The sequence below is a fragment of the Oribacterium asaccharolyticum ACB7 genome (genome assembly GCF_000238075.1).
Lineage (GTDB): Bacteria > Bacillota > Clostridia > Lachnospirales > Lachnospiraceae > Oribacterium > Oribacterium asaccharolyticum.
This window is the reverse complement of record NZ_JH414504.1, coordinates 260,165-280,688: the sequence shown is the minus strand read 5'-3', so window position 1 is coordinate 280,688 and position 20,524 is coordinate 260,165. Positions and strand designations below refer to the sequence as shown.

36 protein-coding genes are annotated in these 20,524 nt (G+C 40.6%); 8 read left to right on the top strand and 28 right to left on the bottom strand.

The features are described 5' to 3' along the window. Positions 1–93: 93 nt before the first annotated feature. The 24 genes from HMPREF9624_RS01240 to HMPREF9624_RS01115 form a co-directional block, all read right to left on the bottom strand. A complete protein-coding gene (locus tag HMPREF9624_RS01240) occupies positions 94–1,242 on the bottom strand; it encodes a phage major capsid protein (protein ID WP_009536181.1) in 1,149 nt (382 codons plus the stop codon). A 4-nt stretch (positions 1,243–1,246) separates the two neighbouring features. Beyond that, complete coding sequence (locus tag HMPREF9624_RS01235; RefSeq protein ID WP_009536180.1) at positions 1,247–1,816, bottom strand: HK97 family phage prohead protease; 570 nt, start codon at positions 1,814–1,816, stop codon at positions 1,247–1,249. Further along, positions 1,794–3,071: a phage portal protein gene (locus HMPREF9624_RS01230; RefSeq protein ID WP_009536179.1), complete on the bottom strand. Its 1,278-nt coding sequence runs from the start codon at positions 3,069–3,071 to the stop codon at positions 1,794–1,796. Before HMPREF9624_RS01230 ends, HMPREF9624_RS01235 begins: the two co-directional genes overlap by 23 nt. Positions 3,072–3,080: 9 nt before the next feature. Further along, on the bottom strand, positions 3,081–4,754 hold the full coding sequence (locus HMPREF9624_RS01225; RefSeq protein ID WP_009536178.1) for a terminase TerL endonuclease subunit: 1,674 nt from the start codon (positions 4,752–4,754) through the stop codon (positions 3,081–3,083). Continuing rightward, a complete protein-coding gene (locus tag HMPREF9624_RS01220) occupies positions 4,751–5,116 on the bottom strand; it encodes a hypothetical protein (protein ID WP_009536177.1) in 366 nt (121 codons plus the stop codon). The genes HMPREF9624_RS01225 and HMPREF9624_RS01220 overlap by 4 nt, the downstream gene beginning before the upstream one ends. A 35-nt stretch (positions 5,117–5,151) precedes the next feature. Next, positions 5,152–5,400, bottom strand: coding sequence for a hypothetical protein (locus tag HMPREF9624_RS01215; protein WP_009536176.1), 249 nt, complete (start codon positions 5,398–5,400; stop codon positions 5,152–5,154). 14 nt (positions 5,401–5,414) lie between these two features. Further along, on the bottom strand, positions 5,415–6,092 hold the full coding sequence (locus tag HMPREF9624_RS01210; RefSeq protein ID WP_036594515.1) for a toxin glutamine deamidase domain-containing protein: 678 nt from the start codon (positions 6,090–6,092) through the stop codon (positions 5,415–5,417). Between the two features lies 1 nt (position 6,093). Further along, positions 6,094–7,143 carry a DUF4417 domain-containing protein gene (locus tag HMPREF9624_RS01205; RefSeq protein ID WP_009536174.1) on the bottom strand — a complete coding sequence of 350 codons (1,050 nt, stop codon included), beginning with the start codon at positions 7,141–7,143 and terminating at the stop codon, positions 6,094–6,096. A gap of 76 nt (positions 7,144–7,219) precedes the next feature. After that, on the bottom strand, positions 7,220–7,609 hold the full coding sequence (locus HMPREF9624_RS01200) for an HNH endonuclease (RefSeq protein WP_009536173.1): 390 nt from the start codon (positions 7,607–7,609) through the stop codon (positions 7,220–7,222). 82 nt (positions 7,610–7,691) lie between these two features. Beyond that, on the bottom strand, positions 7,692–8,138 hold the full coding sequence (locus HMPREF9624_RS01195; protein WP_195891120.1) for a hypothetical protein: 447 nt from the start codon (positions 8,136–8,138) through the stop codon (positions 7,692–7,694). 213 nt (positions 8,139–8,351) lie between these two features. Then, a complete protein-coding gene (locus HMPREF9624_RS01190) occupies positions 8,352–8,717 on the bottom strand; it encodes a hypothetical protein (protein ID WP_009536171.1) in 366 nt (121 codons plus the stop codon). Next, positions 8,710–8,955, bottom strand: a complete 246-nt coding sequence (locus HMPREF9624_RS01185; protein WP_009536170.1) for a hypothetical protein — start codon at positions 8,953–8,955, stop codon at positions 8,710–8,712. Before HMPREF9624_RS01185 ends, HMPREF9624_RS01190 begins: the two co-directional genes overlap by 8 nt. Before the next feature lie 12 nt (positions 8,956–8,967). Then, the gene (locus HMPREF9624_RS01180) at positions 8,968–9,201 is read right to left on the bottom strand and encodes a hypothetical protein (RefSeq protein WP_009536169.1); all 234 of its coding nucleotides are present in this window, start codon (positions 9,199–9,201) and stop codon (positions 8,968–8,970) included. 28 nt (positions 9,202–9,229) lie between these two features. After that, positions 9,230–9,478: a hypothetical protein gene (locus HMPREF9624_RS01175; protein ID WP_009536168.1), complete on the bottom strand. Its 249-nt coding sequence runs from the start codon at positions 9,476–9,478 to the stop codon at positions 9,230–9,232. Next, on the bottom strand, positions 9,462–9,656 hold the full coding sequence (locus tag HMPREF9624_RS01170; RefSeq protein WP_009536167.1) for a hypothetical protein: 195 nt from the start codon (positions 9,654–9,656) through the stop codon (positions 9,462–9,464). Before HMPREF9624_RS01170 ends, HMPREF9624_RS01175 begins: the two co-directional genes overlap by 17 nt. Before the next feature lie 16 nt (positions 9,657–9,672). Next, positions 9,673–10,917 (bottom strand): DNA (cytosine-5-)-methyltransferase, encoded by a 1,245-nt coding sequence (gene dcm, locus HMPREF9624_RS11355; protein WP_009536166.1) that lies wholly within the window; start codon positions 10,915–10,917, stop codon positions 9,673–9,675. An 85-nt stretch (positions 10,918–11,002) separates the two neighbouring features. Next, positions 11,003–11,413 (bottom strand): single-stranded DNA-binding protein, encoded by a 411-nt coding sequence (locus HMPREF9624_RS01155; protein ID WP_009536165.1) that lies wholly within the window; start codon positions 11,411–11,413, stop codon positions 11,003–11,005. A 3-nt stretch (positions 11,414–11,416) separates the two neighbouring features. Continuing rightward, on the bottom strand, positions 11,417–11,686 hold the full coding sequence (locus tag HMPREF9624_RS01150) for a hypothetical protein (protein ID WP_009536164.1): 270 nt from the start codon (positions 11,684–11,686) through the stop codon (positions 11,417–11,419). Further along, the gene (locus tag HMPREF9624_RS01145) at positions 11,683–12,258 is read right to left on the bottom strand and encodes a replicative helicase loader/inhibitor (protein ID WP_009536163.1); all 576 of its coding nucleotides are present in this window, start codon (positions 12,256–12,258) and stop codon (positions 11,683–11,685) included. The genes HMPREF9624_RS01150 and HMPREF9624_RS01145 overlap by 4 nt, the downstream gene beginning before the upstream one ends. After that, positions 12,255–12,989, bottom strand: a complete 735-nt coding sequence (locus tag HMPREF9624_RS11350; RefSeq protein WP_009536162.1) for a DUF6291 domain-containing protein — start codon at positions 12,987–12,989, stop codon at positions 12,255–12,257. The genes HMPREF9624_RS01145 and HMPREF9624_RS11350 overlap by 4 nt, the downstream gene beginning before the upstream one ends. A gap of 10 nt (positions 12,990–12,999) precedes the next feature. After that, positions 13,000–13,182, bottom strand: coding sequence for a hypothetical protein (locus tag HMPREF9624_RS01135; RefSeq protein ID WP_009536161.1), 183 nt, complete (start codon positions 13,180–13,182; stop codon positions 13,000–13,002). A gap of 6 nt (positions 13,183–13,188) precedes the next feature. After that, the gene (locus HMPREF9624_RS01130) at positions 13,189–13,710 is read right to left on the bottom strand and encodes a hypothetical protein (protein ID WP_009536160.1); all 522 of its coding nucleotides are present in this window, start codon (positions 13,708–13,710) and stop codon (positions 13,189–13,191) included. Between the two features lie 200 nt (positions 13,711–13,910). Further along, a complete protein-coding gene (locus HMPREF9624_RS01125) occupies positions 13,911–14,150 on the bottom strand; it encodes a hypothetical protein (protein ID WP_009536159.1) in 240 nt (79 codons plus the stop codon). Between the two features lie 205 nt (positions 14,151–14,355). After that, positions 14,356–14,559 carry a hypothetical protein gene (locus tag HMPREF9624_RS01115; protein WP_009536157.1) on the bottom strand — a complete coding sequence of 68 codons (204 nt, stop codon included), beginning with the start codon at positions 14,557–14,559 and terminating at the stop codon, positions 14,356–14,358. Between the two features lie 112 nt (positions 14,560–14,671). On the opposite strand from HMPREF9624_RS01115, the gene HMPREF9624_RS01110 reads away from it, so the two are divergent. Continuing rightward, entirely contained in the window at positions 14,672–14,887 is a 216-nt protein-coding gene (locus HMPREF9624_RS01110; protein WP_009536156.1) for a hypothetical protein, read from the top strand. On the opposite strand, the gene HMPREF9624_RS11685 is transcribed toward HMPREF9624_RS01110, so the two are convergent. The 4 genes from HMPREF9624_RS11685 to HMPREF9624_RS11680 form a co-directional block, all read right to left on the bottom strand. Further along, positions 14,880–15,053, bottom strand: a complete 174-nt coding sequence (locus HMPREF9624_RS11685) for a hypothetical protein (protein ID WP_009536155.1) — start codon at positions 15,051–15,053, stop codon at positions 14,880–14,882. The genes HMPREF9624_RS01110 and HMPREF9624_RS11685 overlap by 8 nt on opposite strands. Before the next feature lie 136 nt (positions 15,054–15,189). Then, positions 15,190–15,384 (bottom strand): hypothetical protein, encoded by a 195-nt coding sequence (locus HMPREF9624_RS01105; protein WP_009536154.1) that lies wholly within the window; start codon positions 15,382–15,384, stop codon positions 15,190–15,192. A gap of 15 nt (positions 15,385–15,399) precedes the next feature. After that, positions 15,400–15,576, bottom strand: coding sequence for a hypothetical protein (locus HMPREF9624_RS11830; RefSeq protein ID WP_009536153.1), 177 nt, complete (start codon positions 15,574–15,576; stop codon positions 15,400–15,402). A 243-nt stretch (positions 15,577–15,819) separates the two neighbouring features. Then, positions 15,820–15,996, bottom strand: coding sequence for a hypothetical protein (locus HMPREF9624_RS11680; protein WP_009536151.1), 177 nt, complete (start codon positions 15,994–15,996; stop codon positions 15,820–15,822). Positions 15,997–16,168: 172 nt separating this feature from the next. Between HMPREF9624_RS11680 and HMPREF9624_RS01095 the strand changes: the two genes are divergently transcribed. From HMPREF9624_RS01095 to HMPREF9624_RS01065, 7 genes are all read left to right on the top strand, one after another. Then, positions 16,169–16,558 carry a helix-turn-helix domain-containing protein gene (locus HMPREF9624_RS01095; protein WP_009536150.1) on the top strand — a complete coding sequence of 130 codons (390 nt, stop codon included), beginning with the start codon at positions 16,169–16,171 and terminating at the stop codon, positions 16,556–16,558. 26 nt (positions 16,559–16,584) lie between these two features. Further along, positions 16,585–16,974, top strand: coding sequence for a helix-turn-helix domain-containing protein (locus tag HMPREF9624_RS01090; RefSeq protein WP_036594667.1), 390 nt, complete (start codon positions 16,585–16,587; stop codon positions 16,972–16,974). Positions 16,975–17,366: 392 nt separating this feature from the next. Next, positions 17,367–18,230 carry an Abi family protein gene (locus tag HMPREF9624_RS01085; RefSeq protein ID WP_009536148.1) on the top strand — a complete coding sequence of 288 codons (864 nt, stop codon included), beginning with the start codon at positions 17,367–17,369 and terminating at the stop codon, positions 18,228–18,230. Between the two features lie 248 nt (positions 18,231–18,478). Continuing rightward, the gene (locus HMPREF9624_RS01080) at positions 18,479–18,664 is read left to right on the top strand and encodes a type II toxin-antitoxin system HicA family toxin (RefSeq protein WP_009536147.1); all 186 of its coding nucleotides are present in this window, start codon (positions 18,479–18,481) and stop codon (positions 18,662–18,664) included. 25 nt (positions 18,665–18,689) lie between these two features. After that, entirely contained in the window at positions 18,690–19,076 is a 387-nt protein-coding gene (locus HMPREF9624_RS01075) for a type II toxin-antitoxin system HicB family antitoxin (protein WP_009536146.1), read from the top strand. A gap of 4 nt (positions 19,077–19,080) precedes the next feature. Then, on the top strand, positions 19,081–19,377 hold the full coding sequence (locus HMPREF9624_RS01070) for a type II toxin-antitoxin system HicB family antitoxin (protein WP_009536145.1): 297 nt from the start codon (positions 19,081–19,083) through the stop codon (positions 19,375–19,377). A gap of 59 nt (positions 19,378–19,436) precedes the next feature. Then, a complete protein-coding gene (locus tag HMPREF9624_RS01065) occupies positions 19,437–20,462 on the top strand; it encodes a site-specific integrase (RefSeq protein ID WP_009536144.1) in 1,026 nt (341 codons plus the stop codon). The last annotated feature ends 62 nt before the right edge of the window (positions 20,463–20,524 follow it).

Sequence of the window (20,524 nt, the reverse complement as noted above, 5' to 3'; positions counted from 1 at the left end):
TCAGAGTATGCAGAACTAAAATATTAGACGTGCTTTAGGCTTTACTAAACTTTCTTACCATGCACCAAAAGCACGCCTCTATAAGTCAAATTCTTACTTCACAGTAAGCTTTGCAAGTTTCTGTGCATTCTCCACCTTGGCATCAAACTCCATCCAAGCAACAACACCCACCGCATGCTGAGTAGCAAACTTCTCTCTAAGAACCTCAATCTCCATTTCCTCAGAAAGCTTAACCCCAAGGCCGGATAAATCGCCATAAATGATGGCATTTTTCCCTGTAGCCACCTCATCCATATTTTCAGATGCATAAACAGGCTTACCAAACAAAATGTATCCCCACTTAGTGGTTGCATCCTGATTAAGAATATACTGCCCGTTATTATCCTTTAACTGGCGGAGAGCTGTTCTAGTGTTCTTAGTCATAATCCAGCAAGCTTCTCCCTGATAAGCATCCGGGATAGATTCCTGCAGCTGAATTAAGTCATCCGCATCTACCTTATTTACTGCCTTCGTAGTAACAGTCTGGGTAATTCCCTTAATCATGCCGTCAACCTTGCCGGTAGTTCCCTTAAGGAGCTGTCCTTCTACCCAGCGAGATATCGTTTCAGCCATAGCATCAACCACGAAAGAAACAATATCGAAGTTGGAATTATTGATAAGGCTCTTAGATACCTTAGTCAAAGCTCCAGCTAGGAAGCCCTTTAAGGAGATAGTTCCGAACTTTCCGGAAGAAGACTCTAACTCTACAAACTCCTCAACATAAGTCATCTGGATATCCTTAGAATCAGCCGGGTAATATGGAACATTTAGTTCTCCTTTCACGTTGTATCGTGTAGCCTTGCTGAACACCGGAGAAATGTCATGTACTTTCTTGATGATTTTGTTGGCGATAGACTTAGGAATCACAGCTCCATTGTCTCCGGAAGTAAGATTGTCTGCTCTTTCCTCCAGAACAACTCCTCGGATATAGCTTTCAAAGGCTCTAAGCTCCTTTGCCTCCGTATTCACCTTTGCCTTGTCCTCAGAAGCCTGTGCCGGCTCCTTAAACTCGTACTTTTGGGCTCTTTCCAGCATCTCGATAGAGGAATCTAAATCCTTTACTTTCTTCTCTAACTCATTGAACTTTGCGTTCTCTTCATCAGTAAAAGCCCTAACCTCGGCCTCTACCTTTCCGGTAAGCGCCTTTAATTCCTCAACTGCTGCGTTTCTCTGCTCCTGTAATGCTTTCATCTTTTCGTTCATTCTTTTAATCCTTTCCTAAATGGTTAATTCTTTCCCAATAGCTATCAAGCTTTGGAGTTTCTGTTATTTCTGCTCTGGTTTCCAAGACCTCGCCTTGAATAACCTCATCTGCACGGGCACTAATTAATGTGCCCTCGTAACAAGGAAGCTTCCTGTCATCAATGATAGAAACCTCTTTAAGGTCCATATCCTCGACATAGCGGCGCTTCAGGCCTTCTTTAACATCCTCATTCCGTGAATCTCTGTCATAGAATCCAAATGACCAGCCTCTTAGCTTTCCTGATCTTGCTTTTTCAATCACCTCTTTATCAGTGACTATAGCCCGCGCTTTCAGGCCGATTGAATCCTCAGTAAGCTCAAGGTTTGTCTTTGTACTTCCAAGAACTCTTTCCTGGTCATGGTTTAGCAAGAGATCCACATCATTTCTTGTAAGCGCCCTAGTAAAAACACCGGGAACAATTTGTTCAACAAATCGTTCTCCGGTGCTTCTATCTTTCATAGGTCTGGAATCTCTTCCTACGGCGTTTACATAGCCTTCAATTTCTACGGAATCACTCCGTATCTGAATTCTCATCCTTTTCTTCTTTCTCCTTTCTTAGTAGTCTTTCTCTGTCTTCCTTTGCAATCTCGATTCCCCCTACCTGGTTCATGTTTGGAACAAAGGTTACTTTTTCCTTCGGATAATACAGAACATCTTGAAGGCCGAGTTTTACAAAGTCTAGTCCCAGAGGCTCCATATTTTCCTTGAATCGGATTTCATCAATCTGCATAAAACCATTCTTACTTGCGATTTCGTAGGATTGGTAGCGCTTTAATACATCTGCCTTAGTGAGTTCTGATGTATCTGCCGCCCATTTAAGAGTTCCTTTTTCAGATTCAAGCAGGAAATCTCTATTTAAAGCCGTCTCAATCTCTGAAAGAATCGGCTGAATGCAATATTGTAAAAATATGATTCTATCCTCCTCGGACGGCGTACTATCACGGCTGATAAGTTGGTACGGCACGCCAAAAATCTGGCATATCTGCCTCGTAGAAGAGGCAATATTCTCGTGCAACTGCATTTCTGCAGGTGTGGCGGAACTTTCTTGGAACTCCAAGCCGTCATTCAAAATCACCACATTTTCAGAGTCATCTTCTGAAAACATCCGCTTCCAAGCACTCTTTAAAAAGTCCAAGGCTTCCTGACTTAACTTTTTCTGGGATTTCACAAAGCCCTTCTTAGCACCTCCAGTTTTCAGCATTTTGTTTTGAAAGCGCATCGTCTGGTAGGCAATAGAAAAAGGTTCGGAGTTCTCTTCTACTACGCTGATACTTCTATGCCCATCTCTTGTCCGTCTTAGTAGCTTAATAAATTCGTGAGGATAGTACTGCTTACCTCCTACAAGGAGTTTGTAGTCCTTAAATATCGGGTCTGCATTATAGCTAAATCCAATATTTGATGGGTCCACATAACGTAGGCTTTTTACTTTGTTCCCTCTTCTTTCAATATATGCATACCCACCCTCATCCAGCAGATAATCTTCGATGAGTGAGCGTTTCATCTGAAAAGCATCCAGCGTATCTCCTGGATCAATATTTAAAAGCCCGACTCTCTGATCGTCTCTTTCCTCAGAAAGCTTAATCTTGTCATTATCCACCTTATAAAGCCTAAAAGGAATCATAGCCACCGTTCCAGTAATCAAATTTACACAAGCAGATACTGCAGGAATCTGCATTGCCTGTTCTTTGTTAATTTTCGGGTCTGACACCAATGCTTTAAGCAGTGCATCTCCGGATACTGCAGCTGTATCTGCTCTAATCTCCTCGGCTTTTCTTTTAAATGGCCACATACCACCCTCCTAAATAACCTGTGCTACAAAGTCATTGCCTGTGTCGCTTCTTTGCAATAGGCATACGGCATTGATAAGGGAAACCACCATATCTACCTTGCCGTTTGACTTTTTCTTGTTTACATATTGATTTTTGTTTGTGTCATAAACACACTTAGCATTCTGAAAGTTAATCTCCAAAAGCGGATTACTCTCATAAGCAAATTCCTTTTTCAAAATTTTCTCTTTCAAGAACTTAGTTGCCGGGTGTAAAACCGATGAATGCTGCTTAAGCTCTATCATCTGAAATCCTTCTTTTTCCAACTTTTGTGCTGTAGACAGGGCATTCCACCGGTCGAAACCCACTTCCATTACTGTCACGCCGTATTTCTCTTCAAGAGATAGGATAAAGTCCTCTATGAAGGTGTAATCTATTACCCTGTCTCCACAAGTAAAGACATGCTCTGTTTTACACAGATTTCGATAGTCCACACGCTCCGCTGCCGCCTTCTCCTCTATCCGTTCTTCCGGAATGAAGGCGAATGACTTAGCAGAAATTGTCTCGTTATCTATCGCAACCATAGAAACAGATGTATTATCATTTGATTCTGATAAATCCAGTCCTAAATAGACCTCTTTACCGGTCCAATCAATAGATTCCACCCTGCAAGCTTGCACATCTTTAACATCTATATAACTTTCCGTCCCTACCCCTTGGTAAATGATATTGCAATGCTTAGTAACGAAATTTTCTCTTGCCTTTGCCGTTGCTATTGCCCTTGTGCGCTTTTTAAGCAAATCCTCCCATATCTCAGGAATTTCCAGGGCTACCGGATTCGCTTGCTTTAGAATTAAGTCATTTGTTTCCCATTCCTTCGTATTGTCCGGTTCATACAGGAGTGAAAACCATGTTTCGTCCTCAACAAGTCCATTTAGAACTTTCTTAGAATAGCTAACCTCCTCCTCAAATGGATTATCTATTGTCGGGTACTTCGTAGAGATAACAAATCCCAACTTGTTCAAGATATTTAGTTGACCAGAACGCATAGCCTCCAAAGGATAGATTGTAGGCAGAGCTCCCACCTCATCCGCACAGAAAGCATTAGGCAGACGCCCATCCATTCTGCTTGTGGAAAAGGAAAGAGGTGTATAAACCGAGCTAAAAGGCTTAAAGCTGATATAATCTCGCAAAAGCTTGAATCGCTTCACGCCTTTATAGATGTACACTTGGGGAGAAGAACGTACAGTCTCCGATATAGCCTCCCTTATCTCTCTTGATAAGCTACCATCCGGTGCCACGCTAAAGAATTTTGAAAACTGCGGTTCAGTGAGAAGCAACAAAATAAAGATTGTTGCCACCGTGTAAGTCTTAAAATTCTTACGACATATCTCCAAAAGCCCGGTTTCATATCGCCTTTTCTCCTCATTCTCACGGTAAACAACGCAAAAAATCGCAATATAAAAAAGCCATTGGTAGCCACAAGTACATTCGTACAGAGACTGCCCGGCTTTTAGACCTTTTGGCATATTTAGGAGTTTCAGAAGTCTGCTCAGTTGTTTTAGCTTCTTTTCACTAATTTTATACTTCTTATCTTTCCCTTCGCATATTCGCATGAAGTCCTTCATCTGGAGCTTCACAAACTTAGGGGTAGTGTTCTCTTTGACTGCCTTCTTGCAGTACAGATACGCTTTGTTTTCTATCATTCATTATCACCACCATTTAACAACTTCATAAGTGGGTCTTCTTCCTCTTCATCATCCTGCTCTTTTCCTAAGTCCTTAATAATCTTCATAAGGGTTTGTACTGTTCTGTTTGCTGAGTCAGTTGTTCGATTGTACTCTGAAACTGCAGGATGCGTGTAAACATTTTCCCGTCCTTTTACATACTCTTTCGTCACCAAAGAACCATCGTCTTTTATGGTGTTCTCCAAGTCACTCAAAATACTAAGTTGCACTTGATATCTCTTAAATGTTGTAAGGAAAAAAAAGTGAGATTGCACTCCACTTTCCTCCGCTATTCGAAGTATTTCTTTTGCTTGTTGCTCTAAATTAAGTTTCTGTCCCATATAATTCTCCATCAAAAAAGCACCCCTGGGGATGCTTAAAGCTTAATCTCTTTTATAAACTTCTCGTCCAGAATCCCTCCGTAACCTATAACATAAGCCGGCATAGAAATTGGTTGTCCTGTCTCCTTCAAAACCACAACTGGAGAGTGATTCCCTCCTACGTGTATGACTCCTTCCGGGAAAGTCTCTGCAAATACATACGCATCTGTATACTCAGTGCACTTTGTTATCGAATGAGTCTTAACACTTTTTGCAATAGCTAAAGCATCTTCGTACTTTATCATTCTACGTCCTCCTTCTACCATTTATCTTTAGTAATTGACTTTTTAGCTCTATCTGAAAATCTTAAATTATCTGTTCTGAAAAAGAATACCTTATCGGTTTGAATGTTTTTGTATAAATTAGTCGCTTCGTACTTACCCCCTATTTGAGAATCTATATACAAGGTCTTACCTTTTACCTGCTCAACATTGAAGACATGTCCCGCACTACCATCTTTCCATACGACGGATACAATTCCACGAGTACCATCTCCATAGGAGCTCATTTTCTTTTCCAATTTTCTTCTTGCAATCTGTGGACTATTGGAACTTACATTCTCAGACTTCATATTCTGAAAAGCCCCTTGCCAATTTCCAAAATGCTTGTCACCTACTGCGAAGGAGTGACTCAAGGTATCACCTTCATAAGTAGGCTGAGCAGTTACATCATATCCTCTACGTCTTCCTTCATAAGCAACAACGCACCTCTGGCAATTTAAGTTAAATTCTTTATACGTTAGAGAATTATCATAGTGTGGATTAGCCCCTTCAGCACTGTCCTCAATACTAAACGGGCGTCCTTTTACTCCTAGCGCATCCTTTAAAGAATCATAATTTTGGAACCCTAGTCCCTTAGAAAACTGGCTTGCTCCGGATGAACCTCCACCTAAGCGCACAGTCCTTAACGAACTTCCTGCACCTCTCCCTCCCATCATTTTACCTCTTTATTTTCCAATTTTCAGTAACTTTATTATTAAAATAGATTGTCTCTCTATCTCCAAAATCAAAAGGAATTTTTCCGCCGTATATAAGGATTGTTTTAGGATTAAGTACCTTCAACATTTCTTTTACACCCTCTAACCAAATCCTCATAGCGTCCTTATTCTGCTTCACTCCTATTGTGCTGATGGATAAGATAGATTCTCTCGGGATTCCCTTAAAACAAAAATCAAAAGTTTCCTTTTCCGCCCACGATATTGTAGGAATAACCGGTATCCCGTTAGATTGGTAATATGCTCCAAGAAGTCTTGATCTATATACATTCCAGACTTTCATAGCTAGTGGCATATCAGAATACAGGCTAAAATCAGGGCTCAATATGCAATCGTACTCCTTGAACATGTCAACATACTTTTCCGGACAGTTCCAAACCCTTTCAAACTGATAATCATCTAAATAGAAATGTATTCCAAGATCTTTTTGCTCCGATGTTCTTGCATAGTTAAAACCTATCAAATCGTCCGGAACAAAATCATTATTATAAATTATTGGCATCTGCCAGTAGTCTTTTGTAAAATCGCATCTACTTTGTAAATCAAGATTATACCCTCGATTTGTTCTTTCCCTCTCATCACCAAAATATCCCTCTTCGCTAATCTCTGTCTTTATCGGTTCCAGTTCAATTTCCGGAACTTCAATACCAAAATCTGTAGCATTAAGACTAATATCTTCTAACTCAATCCTTAGTAAGTCCTCATTCCAAGTAGCTATTTCAGATACGGAGTTATCTGCTATGCGAAATGCCTTTACCTGCTCATCTGAAAGATTATCAGCTCTTATGCATGGTACTTCTGACATTTTCAAAAGCTTTGCGGCTTTTAGACGTGTATGCCCGGCTACAATAACATTGTGTTTATCTATTACTATCGGCACCTGAAAACCAAACTCTTTTATAGAGTTCGCAACATATTGAACAGCCTGGTCATTATTTCTCGGGTTTTTTTCGTACGGTATCAAATCATCTATTTTAAAACTGTGTAGTTCCACAAAATCCCCCTGAAATAATAATTGTTGTGAAGAAAGGTGGGGCGTCGGTGCTTAATTTTTAATAAATTTATTATTGTCAACCCCAGGGGGGTACCCCTTCACCGTGCTCCACCTTGTTAACTAAGCTGTATAACTCCTCTTTACTTATCATATTCTTCTCTGCCATCTCGTGATGGTATCTGCAAAGTGTAATAAGATTCTCATCCTTAAGCTTACCTTCTTCACTAGCAGATATCTTTACTATGTGATGAACTTCTAAGCTGTCTCTAGTAATTACTCTGTCCACCTGCAAACAATACACACATAGATACTTGTCTCTTTCTTTAATCTCCTCTCGCTTCTTCTTCCATGCAGTAGAGTTTCTGAACCTTCTCTGCTCTGTCAGCTTATCCGTCATACGAACATACGGCTTACAAGTTTCTCCTAAGCTGTGAAGTTTACCGCATATAGGGCATAGCTTTTTCATGGCTCCTCCTTCCGGGTATAAAAATTGGAGCCATCCTTTTGTTTGCAAAGGACGGCCCCATATGGATATAAAGGAGGTTTGTTCAGTCAACTTCTCCATTGTTATTGTAATCCGAATTTTCCGAATAAACCGAATTTTCCGAATTATTTTTATTCCTTTCAAAGTATTTGTCATGAATCATTATCCTCACATAGTCTTCTGAAACACTTGAAAGTTTTTTTGCTATCCATTTCCATGACCTATCCTCTGAATACCTGCTGCGGATTACAAACCTAAGCCGGTCATCCTCCAAGGACTCAATCCACCTTTCCGTCTTTTCTACTCTTTTTTTTATCTCAGATAGTCTTGCAAGTCTCTGATTGTAGAGTTTCTGATTGAAACCCTCAAGATGGATGATATGTTTGAATCCCTTCGTATAGTCGTATCCGTAGTCATGGACTGTTTCTCCGCACATCTGTTCTAGTTCATCTGTAAGAAGTTTAATACTGCTTTTTTCTCGACTATACTTCTTGAGCTGTTCTTTAGTCACGCTCACCTCCTGATATTGATTAAAAACCAAAAACTCAACAGCGCTAACCCCGATAATAGGATGCATAGAGAAATCAATAAAGCATAATCATCAAGTGTCATTTCTCCACCTTTCTTACTTGTTAAATTCTAAGTAAAAATTCGAATCGATGTTTAAATATTTTCTAATCCTGCTGCAGTTTTGCTCTTTTCATTTCATCAGCATTCCATTCTATTACTCGTAAATCTTTTCCGTATTATCCGGAATATTTACTATCGGGGTTTCTATGTGTACTATGATTGCTTCCAACCAGTCTAGTTCATCAAGATACCCGGTTAGCTTTTCTATGCTTTCCTCTCTCGTTAGTCCTTCGGTCAGCCCTTCAAGTTCTAGTGCCTCTACAGTTTTAATGGCGTTTTTATCCTCTCGAAAAACCACATTTTCCCCGTATATGCACATCTTCTTTACTTCCGCTTTCCCGAAACTTGCCACCCATTCGCCTGTACAGTCAGCGACTATATCTTGCCCCACTACAGGGATAACGGGTAAATCGGGATGTTCTTCTATCAATCTTAAAAGGTCTTTTATATTCTCATTCATGATTACCCCCATAAAAACTTTCATCCGTCAGTCTGCTATATTGATACACGGCCGAAAGAGAAGGTTCTTCACTCGCCACTGTAACAAATTCAGGAAATCCATATTTATCGTTTTCGCTATATTCTTTTCCCGCTACTCTAAGATTTTTCTTGTGTCCTCGTTCACACGCTTGCGCTTGTTTCTTGTCTTTATATTCCGTTCCGCATAGCTCGCATTGATACGTCTCTATTTTTTTCATTCTTCCACCTCTTTAGTTCTTGCCTGTATTGCGTGAATCCATGATTCCGATTAAGTTATATCTCGCTTTAATTGTTCCATCCGCATTTTCAACATACACATACTTAGGCATTACCATGCCATACACATACTCAAACTTAGTAAGTTTTACATTCTTCTCGTGTAATGCTTCACATCCTTCTGCCTCTTCCTTTGTGGAATATCCAGTTCCACACATTTCGCAAATATATCGCATTCTTTTTTTCATTTACCCCCACCTCGATTCCTTGTTTTTATCAAGGCATTTTGTATAGCTTCGCCAGTCGCCTTTCCTCGCTTATAACCTCAATCAGCTTACTAAGTTCTACCCTTCGCTTTTCAAGCTTCCTGTACTCTTCGCTATCGGATTCGTGGATGTTTCTACGGTCTAAAAGTTCATCCATATAGTCATCCAAGCATTCAACAAGGCATCTTCTGCGGAAGTCGTTGTTCGAAGTGTCAGTTCTCTGCTTCAAATAGTCCTTAAATTCATTGTAGTTTCTCATTGGCTTGCACCTCTTTTCTTCTCCACCAATCAAGAGTCTTTTCTTTGCTCCACTTCCACTCGTCCTCCATGAATAGCGGTTCTCTCAAAGACACTTGCTCAAAAGCCTTCTTCACGGCCTTTGCTTCTTCCTCTGTGAATGGCGTTGACAGCCACTTGAACTCTTGAAAACTTCTCATGTTTCTCCTTCCGCAATCAATTAATTCGGACAAGTTTCTTTAGTATCTCCTCAAGAACATTTACCACAATACTATTTCCTGCCTGCTTATAAAGTTGTGTGTCACTACAAACCGCCCGTGCCTTATCAAAATCACTATCAGTAAATCCCATAAGTCGCCAGCACTCTCTAGGCGTTAATTTCCGCACGCCATGATTCGTAAGCGTTCCAATCTGCGGGGAAGTGGTTATCGTGTGTGCCCGTTCTTTGTCAACCCGTGCCCTGCGCTTGTTTTGATTGATATAGGCTATATCTATAGAATCGCCCTTTTCTGCTACGGCATAGCCTTTCTTTGTGGCTTCCGGAACAATGATTTTTACCTCTTGCCCCCCACCGGTACAAGTTGTTAGAGTTGGACAAAGCGAATCAGTTCCCCATACACGGCTCGATCGTTCATGTTGCGTTTTCCACTTGTCCCCCACAAGCTTCCCTACTTGCTTACAAGTCTTTTCCTGAATGAAATTATCATCCATTCTTATCTTTCCAATCTCTGTAGTAATTGTTTTTGCAATCTCACATTCATCTCTTACGACAGGAGAAAACCGAAACCCATAACCTTTTCCTTTGCACTCTTCAGAGTGGCTTTTTAGATATTCAAATGTTTCCGATTTTAGGAAATACTTTTCCTCTACTTCTTCCTCCAATAAATCTCTGAATTTCTTTTCAAGCGGCATAGGTTCCGGGAAGCTGTACCCCCCCCTATCCTTTCTTACAGATACTGCAAACACTCGTTCTCTTCTCTGTGGAATCCCATAATCAGAAGCTATAAGCACTTTCCACTCAGTCGTATAACCAAGGTCAGAAAGCTTGTCTATCCATCTTTGGAAATCCCCTATAAACTTCTTTGACACAAGATTTTTCACATTCTCCATTATCAAGAACTTAGGCAGCGTACCTTCTTCCTTCGCCACTTCCAAAAGCCTTTCCACCTCATGGAGCAGACCGCTTCTCGTCTCTCCCTTGACTATACCTTTCATATCTCCGGCCAAGGATATATCTTGACAAGGAAAGCCATAAGTCCATAGATCCGCATAGTCCAGTCGTTCTATCTTGCTTATATCCCCGTAGTTCCTCGTTTCTCCGTACATCGCTTCGTATGACTTAATCGCATACTTGTCTATCTCGCTTATCCCAACAATTTCATGCGGGATATTTTGATTGATTAATGCCTTTCGGAATGCTCCGATCCCTGCAAACAATTCATTTACCGTTAATTTTTTCATGCCTCAAAAGGGGAACTATAGTATTGCGGCGCCAACCCTGCCCCTTTCTTTTTGAACTATCAACTATTGGTTTACACTTGTTAAATTAGTTAAACGGTAGTCCGTCATCTTCCAGTCCGTCGGGAATCGACATAAAGCCGTTCTCATCCGTGGTGATGGATTTTGAAGGTGCATTTCCTGCACTCTCGCAGAAAGAGTGATGATTTACGATTACATCCGTTGTGTAAACCTTTTTTCCATCTTTGTCGTCATAGCTTCCTGTTTGAATGCGCCCCTCTAAAGCGATCTTATTCCCCTTATGGAGATACTTTTCAGCAAATTCTGCAGTATTTCCAAAGGCCACGCAACGAATGAAATCAGCAGCCTGCTGCCCTTCTGCTCTCCTCGGTCTATCTACAGCAAGGGTATATCTTGCCACAGCCATAGGCTTTTCTCCTTGCGTGTACCTAACCTCCGGATCCGCAGTAAGTCTGCCAATTAAACAAATATGATTCATGTACTACCTCCAATTTTTTTGAAATATCTGCATGAATTCCTCATGACTATATTTACTTTCAAATGCTTCTTGTGCCAGTGCCTCCAGTTCCCTGTCATATCTTCCCTTGTCATGCAACAGCATGTGGCAAGAAACACATAAGTGCACCGTTAAACCGTATTTATCTGCAAGCCATCTATATGGGCCATGCAAGCAATGATGGACATGTTCCGGCCCGTATTTCTGGCAGATAAAGCATCTCTTGTCATCTTCTCCCGGAATTATGCTTTTCATCTTGCCTCCAGTTCACACATAGGTCTCGTTTCAAGCGCTCTTTTCTCAGATATGGCTTTATCTATCAAGGCTTTGATTTCGCTTGGAATCTTTGAATCCTCACGTTCACGCTCCTTGTAGGTGTTGTACGCCTTTATAAAATTCGACTGTTCCACAGTCTCCACAACCTCAACTTTCAGCTGTCCCATTTCCCGGAGATTGCTTGCACTCCCTATCGCCCTTTGGCAAGCCTTTGGCAATTTTTCAAACTCTTCTTCGGCGTTGTACGCACTGTTTTGCATGGCCTTTCTGACTACGCTCCAGGCTTCCATGCCATTGAGCTCGTACACAGGCGGACTGCTAATCTTCAGGATGTTGTCAACTATCTGCCCGGGAGAAGGTGGAAAACCTTTCGTATCGCTCGACAAATACACCTTAAGCCCTGCCGAAGCTTGCTCGTATGTATAGTCTGACATGACCATAATCCATGCGGATATCATGTTTTCAAGGTCCTGCGTTGTGTATTTTTGAAATGGCGAAGGATACGTCGCTTTTACGACATAAATCAGTTTCGCAACCTCTGCCTTTGTCATGATGCACTACCTCCCTCGATGATTCCAAGCAAATAATCATTCGTGTCTATTGGCTTTGCCCTCGGTGCAGCACGGTTATCTCGTTTCTCCCACGTTCGGACTGCTGCCTTCCAGTCCTTCATAGGCGCATTCCCTACCTTCCAGCCTTTTGAGGCATAAAAATCCACGAAGGTTTCAGCATCCACGCCATTCCCCCTCTCAAAGCAGTATTCGCGAACCTCGTCGACAGAGGGAGTGGAGGAGCGTTTACGCGCCTCTCTCTTTTTTGGTACCGTAGGTACCTCCTCTACCTCTTCCTTATCCTCTTCCTCTTCCTCTATAGCCATTTTTGCCATTTCGTTTTTTTCCTCGGTATGGCGAAAATAGCACTTGCCATTTTTGCCATCTTCAGAATGACACTTGCCATTTTTGCCATTCTCTGAATCATCTGTATTTTCTTCTGTTTGGCACTTGCCATTGTCCTGCCATCTACTTTCTGCTCCCTTTTTCCCGTTTTTGGCTTTTGCTTCACACTTTTCCTTGTAGCTTGCTTCATCCTTTTGAAACTGCATTAGCACCATTTCAAACACGCCCTTAATCAACGGATTCTCTATCGTGTATTCTTTTCCGCTCTGGTAACAACAAATCGCATAAAACAACTCCCCAAGCTGTTCCTTTGGCAGGTTCTCAAACAAAGGATTCCAGCCCCTATAAAGCATATAAGATTCTTTTTCTATCGTTGTTATTGCCATTTGCTACCCCCTAGCATTTCTTCGCTTTATCCTTGATATAATTTAAAGTCAAAATTTCATTTTCACTTAGTTTAAGTTTTGGCCCTAGACCGTTTTCCCATCGCCTAAACTCGTACTCCAGTTTCTTTATGGTTAAATAGTCGAGTCCGGCTATGATTCCTTTGAATGCTTCCTCAAAGTTTTCGATTTTCAATGATTTCTACCTCTTCCTTTCCAATTCAGCAATGAGCGCTCTCATTTCCTCCGAAGGCGGCGTTTCTAACCCCATTTCTTTCATCTCGGATATTACTCCGTCAAGTAAGCTGGCAAACTCCGCACTGTTATATGTGCTTGAACCGAAGTAACAAAGCATTTGTATCATTGGGTTTCCGTCTACTGTTGTTTCTCCTACTATTTTTGTCTCCCTCCACTGAGCTCTGACCGCCTCTACCACCTCCGGCCTAACAAGGATATGAGTGAATTTTCCATACCTCTCAATCATAAGGAGGTAAACTTCCCAAGCGTCTTGATGCAGCACCTTTGCAATGTCTCCGATACAAGCCCAAAGACAAGCATTTGCATCAAGGCTACGGTGTCTTCTGTGCTTGGAAAAATTTATATCTAAATCCTTATCAATGTACTTTTCTAAGTCCTCTGGATCTGCTTGTATCTCGAAGGATATAACCGGATATTTTGCTCTGAACGGGACTTGTACATTTGTTAACCTTCCTCTTGCTTTCACGTGCTTTACTGCGCCTCCTCTTCTCATCATAATTTAATAAGTCTATGTAATAGACTAGCAATACTCCGAGAATCATGCTTAATAACATACATTCAACAAGAGTCGTGGCGGGAATTGCTTCACAATCTAACGCAGATACAACTGTCATAAAGAAAAATATATTTATACCTAACAGCCCTCTTGAAACTATCTTCATCGTCCTATGCCTTCCTAAACACCTTTCCTATTGTCTCAATTGGGAACTGAAAACGGTCAAATATAATGCTTAGATCTTTCAGCGTGTACGTTCCATACTTTCTTTTATAAACAAGCCCCCGCTCGGACACTCCAAGCCAGCCGGCCATATCTCGGTTTGTTATCCTGAACTCGGCTTTCCGCTTTCTTACTTCTCTATCAAGCATTTCAGCCTGGTAATTTTTATCCAGCTTTACAAGTGGCATAAAGCACCTCCGTTTCTCTTTATCAAACTCTTCCGGTACATAAATCTAGGAAAAAACATCTTAGCGGTTTGTTCCGGAGTGATCCCCATACATTTAGACACAATCGTAATTTGTCCAAGATTTAGGGTATTATTATCAAGTTTTTTCTGGTATTCTTGCGGGCTAAGTCGTAAGGCCTTCGCAATCTCGAATATTGAATATTGCATCACTCATAGTCCTCCTCTTCCCGTCTTCTTTCGCTTTTTAGTTCTTCCTCGAAGTCTTCTTCTCTCCACTTTTCTTCAAGAGCATTGCAGTAAAGCGCTTCCACCTCTCCTGCAATCAATGTCCTAACCAGTATTCCTTGCTCCTTTGCTTCGTTTGAGAAGTGCGTAAAGGCTGACTGACTAATGTCTATGTAAACTCTCATTTTTTTACTCTCCTAGATATAAAATCTCTTTATTGTTCTTTCCTCCCGGAACGCTTTATAGTCGTTTTATAGCTATTGCCGTAGCTAAATACATAAGAAAGGAGGAAGAACGATGGATATAACCATTCATTTGACAGACGGTAACAGCATTGAAATTCACAAAATTTACCGAATCACGCAGCTAAAAGGTATCAATGAGCGTGAATCAACCACTCTAGGTACCACCGAAAAAAGTTTTGAATTTCTGCCCTGTCAAAGTTATTGCTTTTATGGTGATAAAACCGTTTATGTACTAACTGAGAAAATTTCGTATTTAGAAACTATCTAAAACTAACCTTACTCTTAAAAAGCTTGATGCTTATGGAAATCTCAGCATTAAGCTTTCTTTCTTTAGCCTCCCTTTCTGCCTCATGAAGTGTTTCAAAAAGTGTGGAAAATTCTCTCGTTTCCGTCCAATCTTCAATGCATATCTTATAATTTCTGTGTTCTTCCATTTTCATTTTCCTTTCTTTATCCTGCTGCCAAACTTGCTTCTCTCTTCCTGTCCGTGCTATACTAGGCACGAACTAAATATTTTGGTTTAAGTTTGAGGGGTTACTGATCTTGCACATCGGTAACTCCATTTTCTTTTTAGATTTCACCTTCACCCCCTCTGCCCTCTCTTAGTGCAGTGTTAAAGTCGAGGATTTCCTCTTCATACTCCTGCATGTAATGGTTCCATACGGCTAGGGATATAGTCTCTTCTACTGACTTCTCAAAGTCCCCACCCAAACTCTTGTAAAAGCCATATATTTCATCATCAATCTTGATAGTTACTTCTTTCACGCTATGTCCTCCTTTTTAGTAGTCTTCCATCTGCACTTCTACTTTTTTGAATTCACAAGCTGATAAGAATTTAAGTCTTGAAAGCGCGGCGCTGATTCTGCTTTCTGCTTCTTCCCAAGCACTTGATGTTTTGTCGGAACGGATGGCATCGTACTCGACTTCTATAGTCGCTTTAACTTTGTAGTGAGTCATTTTGTTTCTCCTTTTCTATCTTTTCTCTCCGAATAGCAGCATTACAAAGTTCATCCGCCATGCATTGAAATAAAGCAGCTTCACTAAATAGTGTTTCCGCTGTTTCGATTCGGTCCACTTCTGTAATACTAGAAATTCTATCCTTACAGCTCGCGGATCCCTTTTCTTCTGAATCAAGGTACTTTAGGTGTTCCATAACGAGCACCCACGCCTTGCTTTGTAGCTTATTGAACTTTTCCGGGGTCATTGTTGCTCCTCTTCCCCCTCATCTGCTTGTTCCTTTTCAGCTTCTTCCGCTTTCTTCTTGTAACCTTCTCCGTAGCCGAGCAGGTAAGCTTTGCTTTCTCTGTCCATTTTCGGGAGGATTTCTTTAAATGTTTTCAGTATGTCCTTCTCTGTTGCCGAAACTGTAGAATCCATTTTTGCTATCACCTTCTTTCTCATGTAACGATTACGCTTTATTTTGCGTTTATATCGCAATATTAAGCTGTATAAACGCATTTGTCAATAACTTTTTGCGTTTATAACGCATTTTATTCTTGACGATTTATTTCCCCTCTTATATACTCATGCGTAGAAAGAAGGTGTGGTTATGAAGATTAGCGATAGAGTAAGAGAATTAAGAATAGCGAAAAATCTAACGCAACAAGAGTTTGCAGATGCATTGAAAATTAAAAGAAGCACAATCTCTAATTATGATATTGGAAGGTCTGAACCTTCGGAGTCAGTCATTTCCCTTATCTGTAGAACATTCTCCGTATCGGAAACATGGCTCCGTACAGGGGAAGGGGAAATGTTCTCTGATACAGCAAGAGAAGAACAGATTGCCGCCTTTATGGGCGATGTGTTAGCCGCAGAAACGGAAGATTTTAGAAAACGCTTTATATCCATGTTGTCCTCTCTTTCCGTTGACGAATGGAGATTTATAGAAGAAAAGGCAAAAGAATTATTTGCAAAAGAGCAAGAAAAAAGACAGGACTAATGCCTGCCTGGGAAGTGGTTTCGAGCATGGGATTTAAAGATAGACTTAAAAAGTTAAGAAAAGCAGAAAAACTTACACAGCAAGAATTTGCAGATAGATTAAAAATAAGTAGAAACAATATCGCTGGATATGAAACGGGAAGAACTGAACCTAGTGGCTCCGCTATCTCCCTAATATGTAGAATATTTTCCGTATCAGAAACATGGCTCCGCACTGGCGAGGGTAGTATGTATACCGAAGATCGTGAAGAAAAATGGGTTGTAGCTTTTATGAGTGACGCTCTATCCCTAGAATCCAATGATTTTAGAAAACGATTTATCTCAACACTTGCAGAACTTAATTCAGATGAGTGGGGCTTACTCGAGAAAGTAGTGAAAATCTTTGCCGCAAAAGAGCAAGAAAAAAGACGGGACTAATGCCCGCCTAGGAAGTGGAGAATGAATATATAGATCCTTCTTAATTCACCCTCTGACAGCCCACTGAGTAAAGCAATGATTTCATCCTTCATAACCTCTCCCCTGCTGCACAACTAAGATAGCGATAATCATATTATAGAACGTTTGTTCTTGTGTTTAAATAGGGCTAAGCTATAAAATTTTTCTATAGGGGTGAACGATTCGTTCAGGCCTCAGGAAATAGTACGTCGGACTGGACAAAAGGAACTAATAGGAAGTAGAATTGCATAATACGGTAACTATATTTCACAAAAATGTAGATATTAATTGACACAGGCATAGGTAGGTGGTAAATTATCACGTGACAGTACCTCCCACACCTCTTCGCAATGTGTCCCAAGGGAGGCCATTTTTTGTTTAAAAGTATAAAGCCCGCAAAAGAATTCCAAGAGCAAATAGATATTTTAAAGTCAAGAAATATTATTCCAGATGATTCCACAATATCTTTTCTAACAAATGTCAATTACTACAGAATCTCTGGGTATATATTTCCTTTTTTAAACACTAACTCAAACCTATGTGATAACGAATTGCAATTCTCCACTGTTGCCTCAATATATGAATTTGATTCTGAAATGCGATCCATTTTACAAAAAACACTTGAAAAAATAGAAGTAAGTATGAGAACAAGAATTGCACATTATTTTTCGTTGAAATACTCTCCGCTAGGATATTTAAACAATCAAAATTTTAGCGAAAAGTTTGACCACGAAACTTTTCTAAAAGAAATTGAAAAATGCAAGCAGAATAACAGCAGATCCCCGGTTGTTATACACCACTTCCGTAACTACGGAAAAGACTTACCTTTTTGGGTTATCGTTGACTACTTCTCTTTTGGTACGTTATCACAGTTTTACTCCGGAATGAAAACAGAAGATAAAAAAGAGCTAAATACCACCTTAATCCATCTCCATTATGAGAAATTAAGCGGGTGGCTACGTTGCGCAACCGATTTGCGAAACCGATGCGCGCACTATTCGCGATTATACAATTGGAAGTTTTCATCGCTTCCCAGCTATCCAAATGGTGACAACACTGCTAATGATCGTCGACTTTTCACACAGATTTACACATTAAAGTTGCTTTATCCTATCCCGGAAGAATGGAATAATTCTGTAGGGCACCATATTGTTACACTCATTAAAAAGTATAAGAATGATATAAAACTCAAACATATTGGATTTCCAATCGATTGGGAAAAACGCTTGTTAAACTAAGAGTACTGTTTTCTTGTATTGTAATTTATACGTTTTTAGCCGATAATATAGGCACAGGCAGAAATGCGCTGTATACTCATGCAATCGAATTAGCGTTTAAGCGAACTGTAAGCTCGCCGACCATGAGTCCATAACAACACCCCTAGAAGTAGTCGCCTGATCAGCGACGAAACTAGGGGTATTTTTTTATTTCTCTTGACATACGTATATTGCACGTGTATAATATGTATTAAGAGAGGAGAAAGAAAATGAAAGTTTCAGAACTAAGTAAACTCTTGAAGAAAAATGGTTGCTACCTAGTAGAGCATGGCAAAGAGCATGACGAATGGTACAGCGAAATCACAGGGAAAAGCTTCAGACTACCGAGGCACCAATCGAAAGAGATAGCAACCGGAACGCTAAACAGAATTTTAAAGGATGCGGGGCTGAGATAGCCCCTCTTCCGGAAGGAGAAAATATATGAAATACGTTTATCCTGCAGTTTTTACCCCAGAAGACAACGGACAGTTTTCCGTAAACTTCCCCGACTTGGAAAGCTGCTACACTTGTGGAGACGATTTAGGAGACGCCCTCTATATGGCAGAAGATGTTTTGGCCATGACACTAGTTAGCTATGAAGATAAAGGCTTGGCCATTCCGGCACCGTCTAAAAGTCTTTCTTTAGAAGCAGGAGAATTCCAAAACTTTATCTCCTGTGATACAGAAAGATATAGAAAGCAGAATTTGAATAAGGCTATAAAGAAAACCCTTACTATTCCGGAGTGGCTAAATGAGAAAGCTCTGGCACAAGGCATAAACTTCTCCCAGGTACTGCAGGAGGCTTTACTGGAGAAAGTAGGAGGATAAAAACATGAAATACATTTATCCGGCAATATTTCATAAGGACGACAGCGGAAGATTCTCGGTTTTATTCCCTGATTTTGATGTGGCCACCTGCGGAGACGATCTGGACGATGCTATAGCTATGGCTGAGGACTGCCTTGCTTTACAGCCCAAAGGCTTAAGAGAAGACGGAGAAGCTTTCCCTGTGCCCTCTCCTCTCGACAAAATAGATCCTGCTGCCTACTTAAGCGATTTAGGTGTTAACGCTCCATCTATTCGTCTCATCGATGTCGACCTTAATGATTATAACTTGAAAGATAAGTAGACAGGGACCTTACATCAACCTTTTATTTAGTTTGCCAATTTTTAAGCAGGAGGGATACTATGGCCATAGAAAAATTGAAAAGCGGTCACTATAGAATCCGCTTCACCATAAACAGAAAGAAGTACTCTATCACTACGGATCGGAAACCCACAAAGCAGGAAGAGGCTCGCCTAATCCAGGAATATAGTGATGAGATTAAAAAGAATAACAAGGGAAAGAAAGAAGGCTCATTTCTTGACTTTGCAAATGAATATATTGATTCTAAAGAAAAAGTCCTCTCTGCCAGTACGGTACGAGGGTATAAAGCCACACTAAAAGGCATTCCGGATTCTTTCACGGGTTTACCATTCTATGAGATAGAGCAACACGATATAACAAAGGTCATAAATAACATGGTGGATAAAGCTAAGCCTAAGACGATTTACAACAGGCATGGGCTCATTGTTTCCGTGCTTAAGGAATTCCGGCCCGAATTTGTAGTGAGAACCAAATTACCTAGAAAAGAGAGAACCGATATCTATACTCCATCTGAAGCGGAGGTACAGGCGTTATTTGCTGAAATAGACAGGGTTCCTAAATACCGGAAACACTGGGTACCTTTGTATCTTGCCACAATGGGTCTCAGACGGTCTGAGATTGGAGCTTTGACTATCGATGATTTATCAGACGATAATATCATCACAATAAATAAGGCAAAAGTTCAAACCTCTGACGGCGATTGGATCATTCAGAAATTTACAAAGACTGAAAAGAGTAATCGTAAGGTTCCCATTCCTACAGAGCTTGCTAAAAGGATTCGAGAACAAGGCCACATCTACGAGGGACACCTTAAACGCCCCTATGAGGTCATGTTACGAGTTGAGGCTAACCTTGGTCTACCTCGGTTCGGAATACATCGCTTACGGTCATTTTTTGCATCTAAGGCACATACGCTAGGCATACCCGACTCTATTATTCTTACATTAGGTGGTTGGAAATCTGATAGCGTGATGAAAAATATTTACAGAAAAGCGCTGGATGAAGACCTAAAATCCAACTCTAAAAAGTATTTAAAGCACATCGGAAAAGCTCTGAAAAAAGCATAGAAATTCGTGGTCACTTTCGTGGTCACCACATATACAATTTTACTGCTTTATAGGGAAGTACT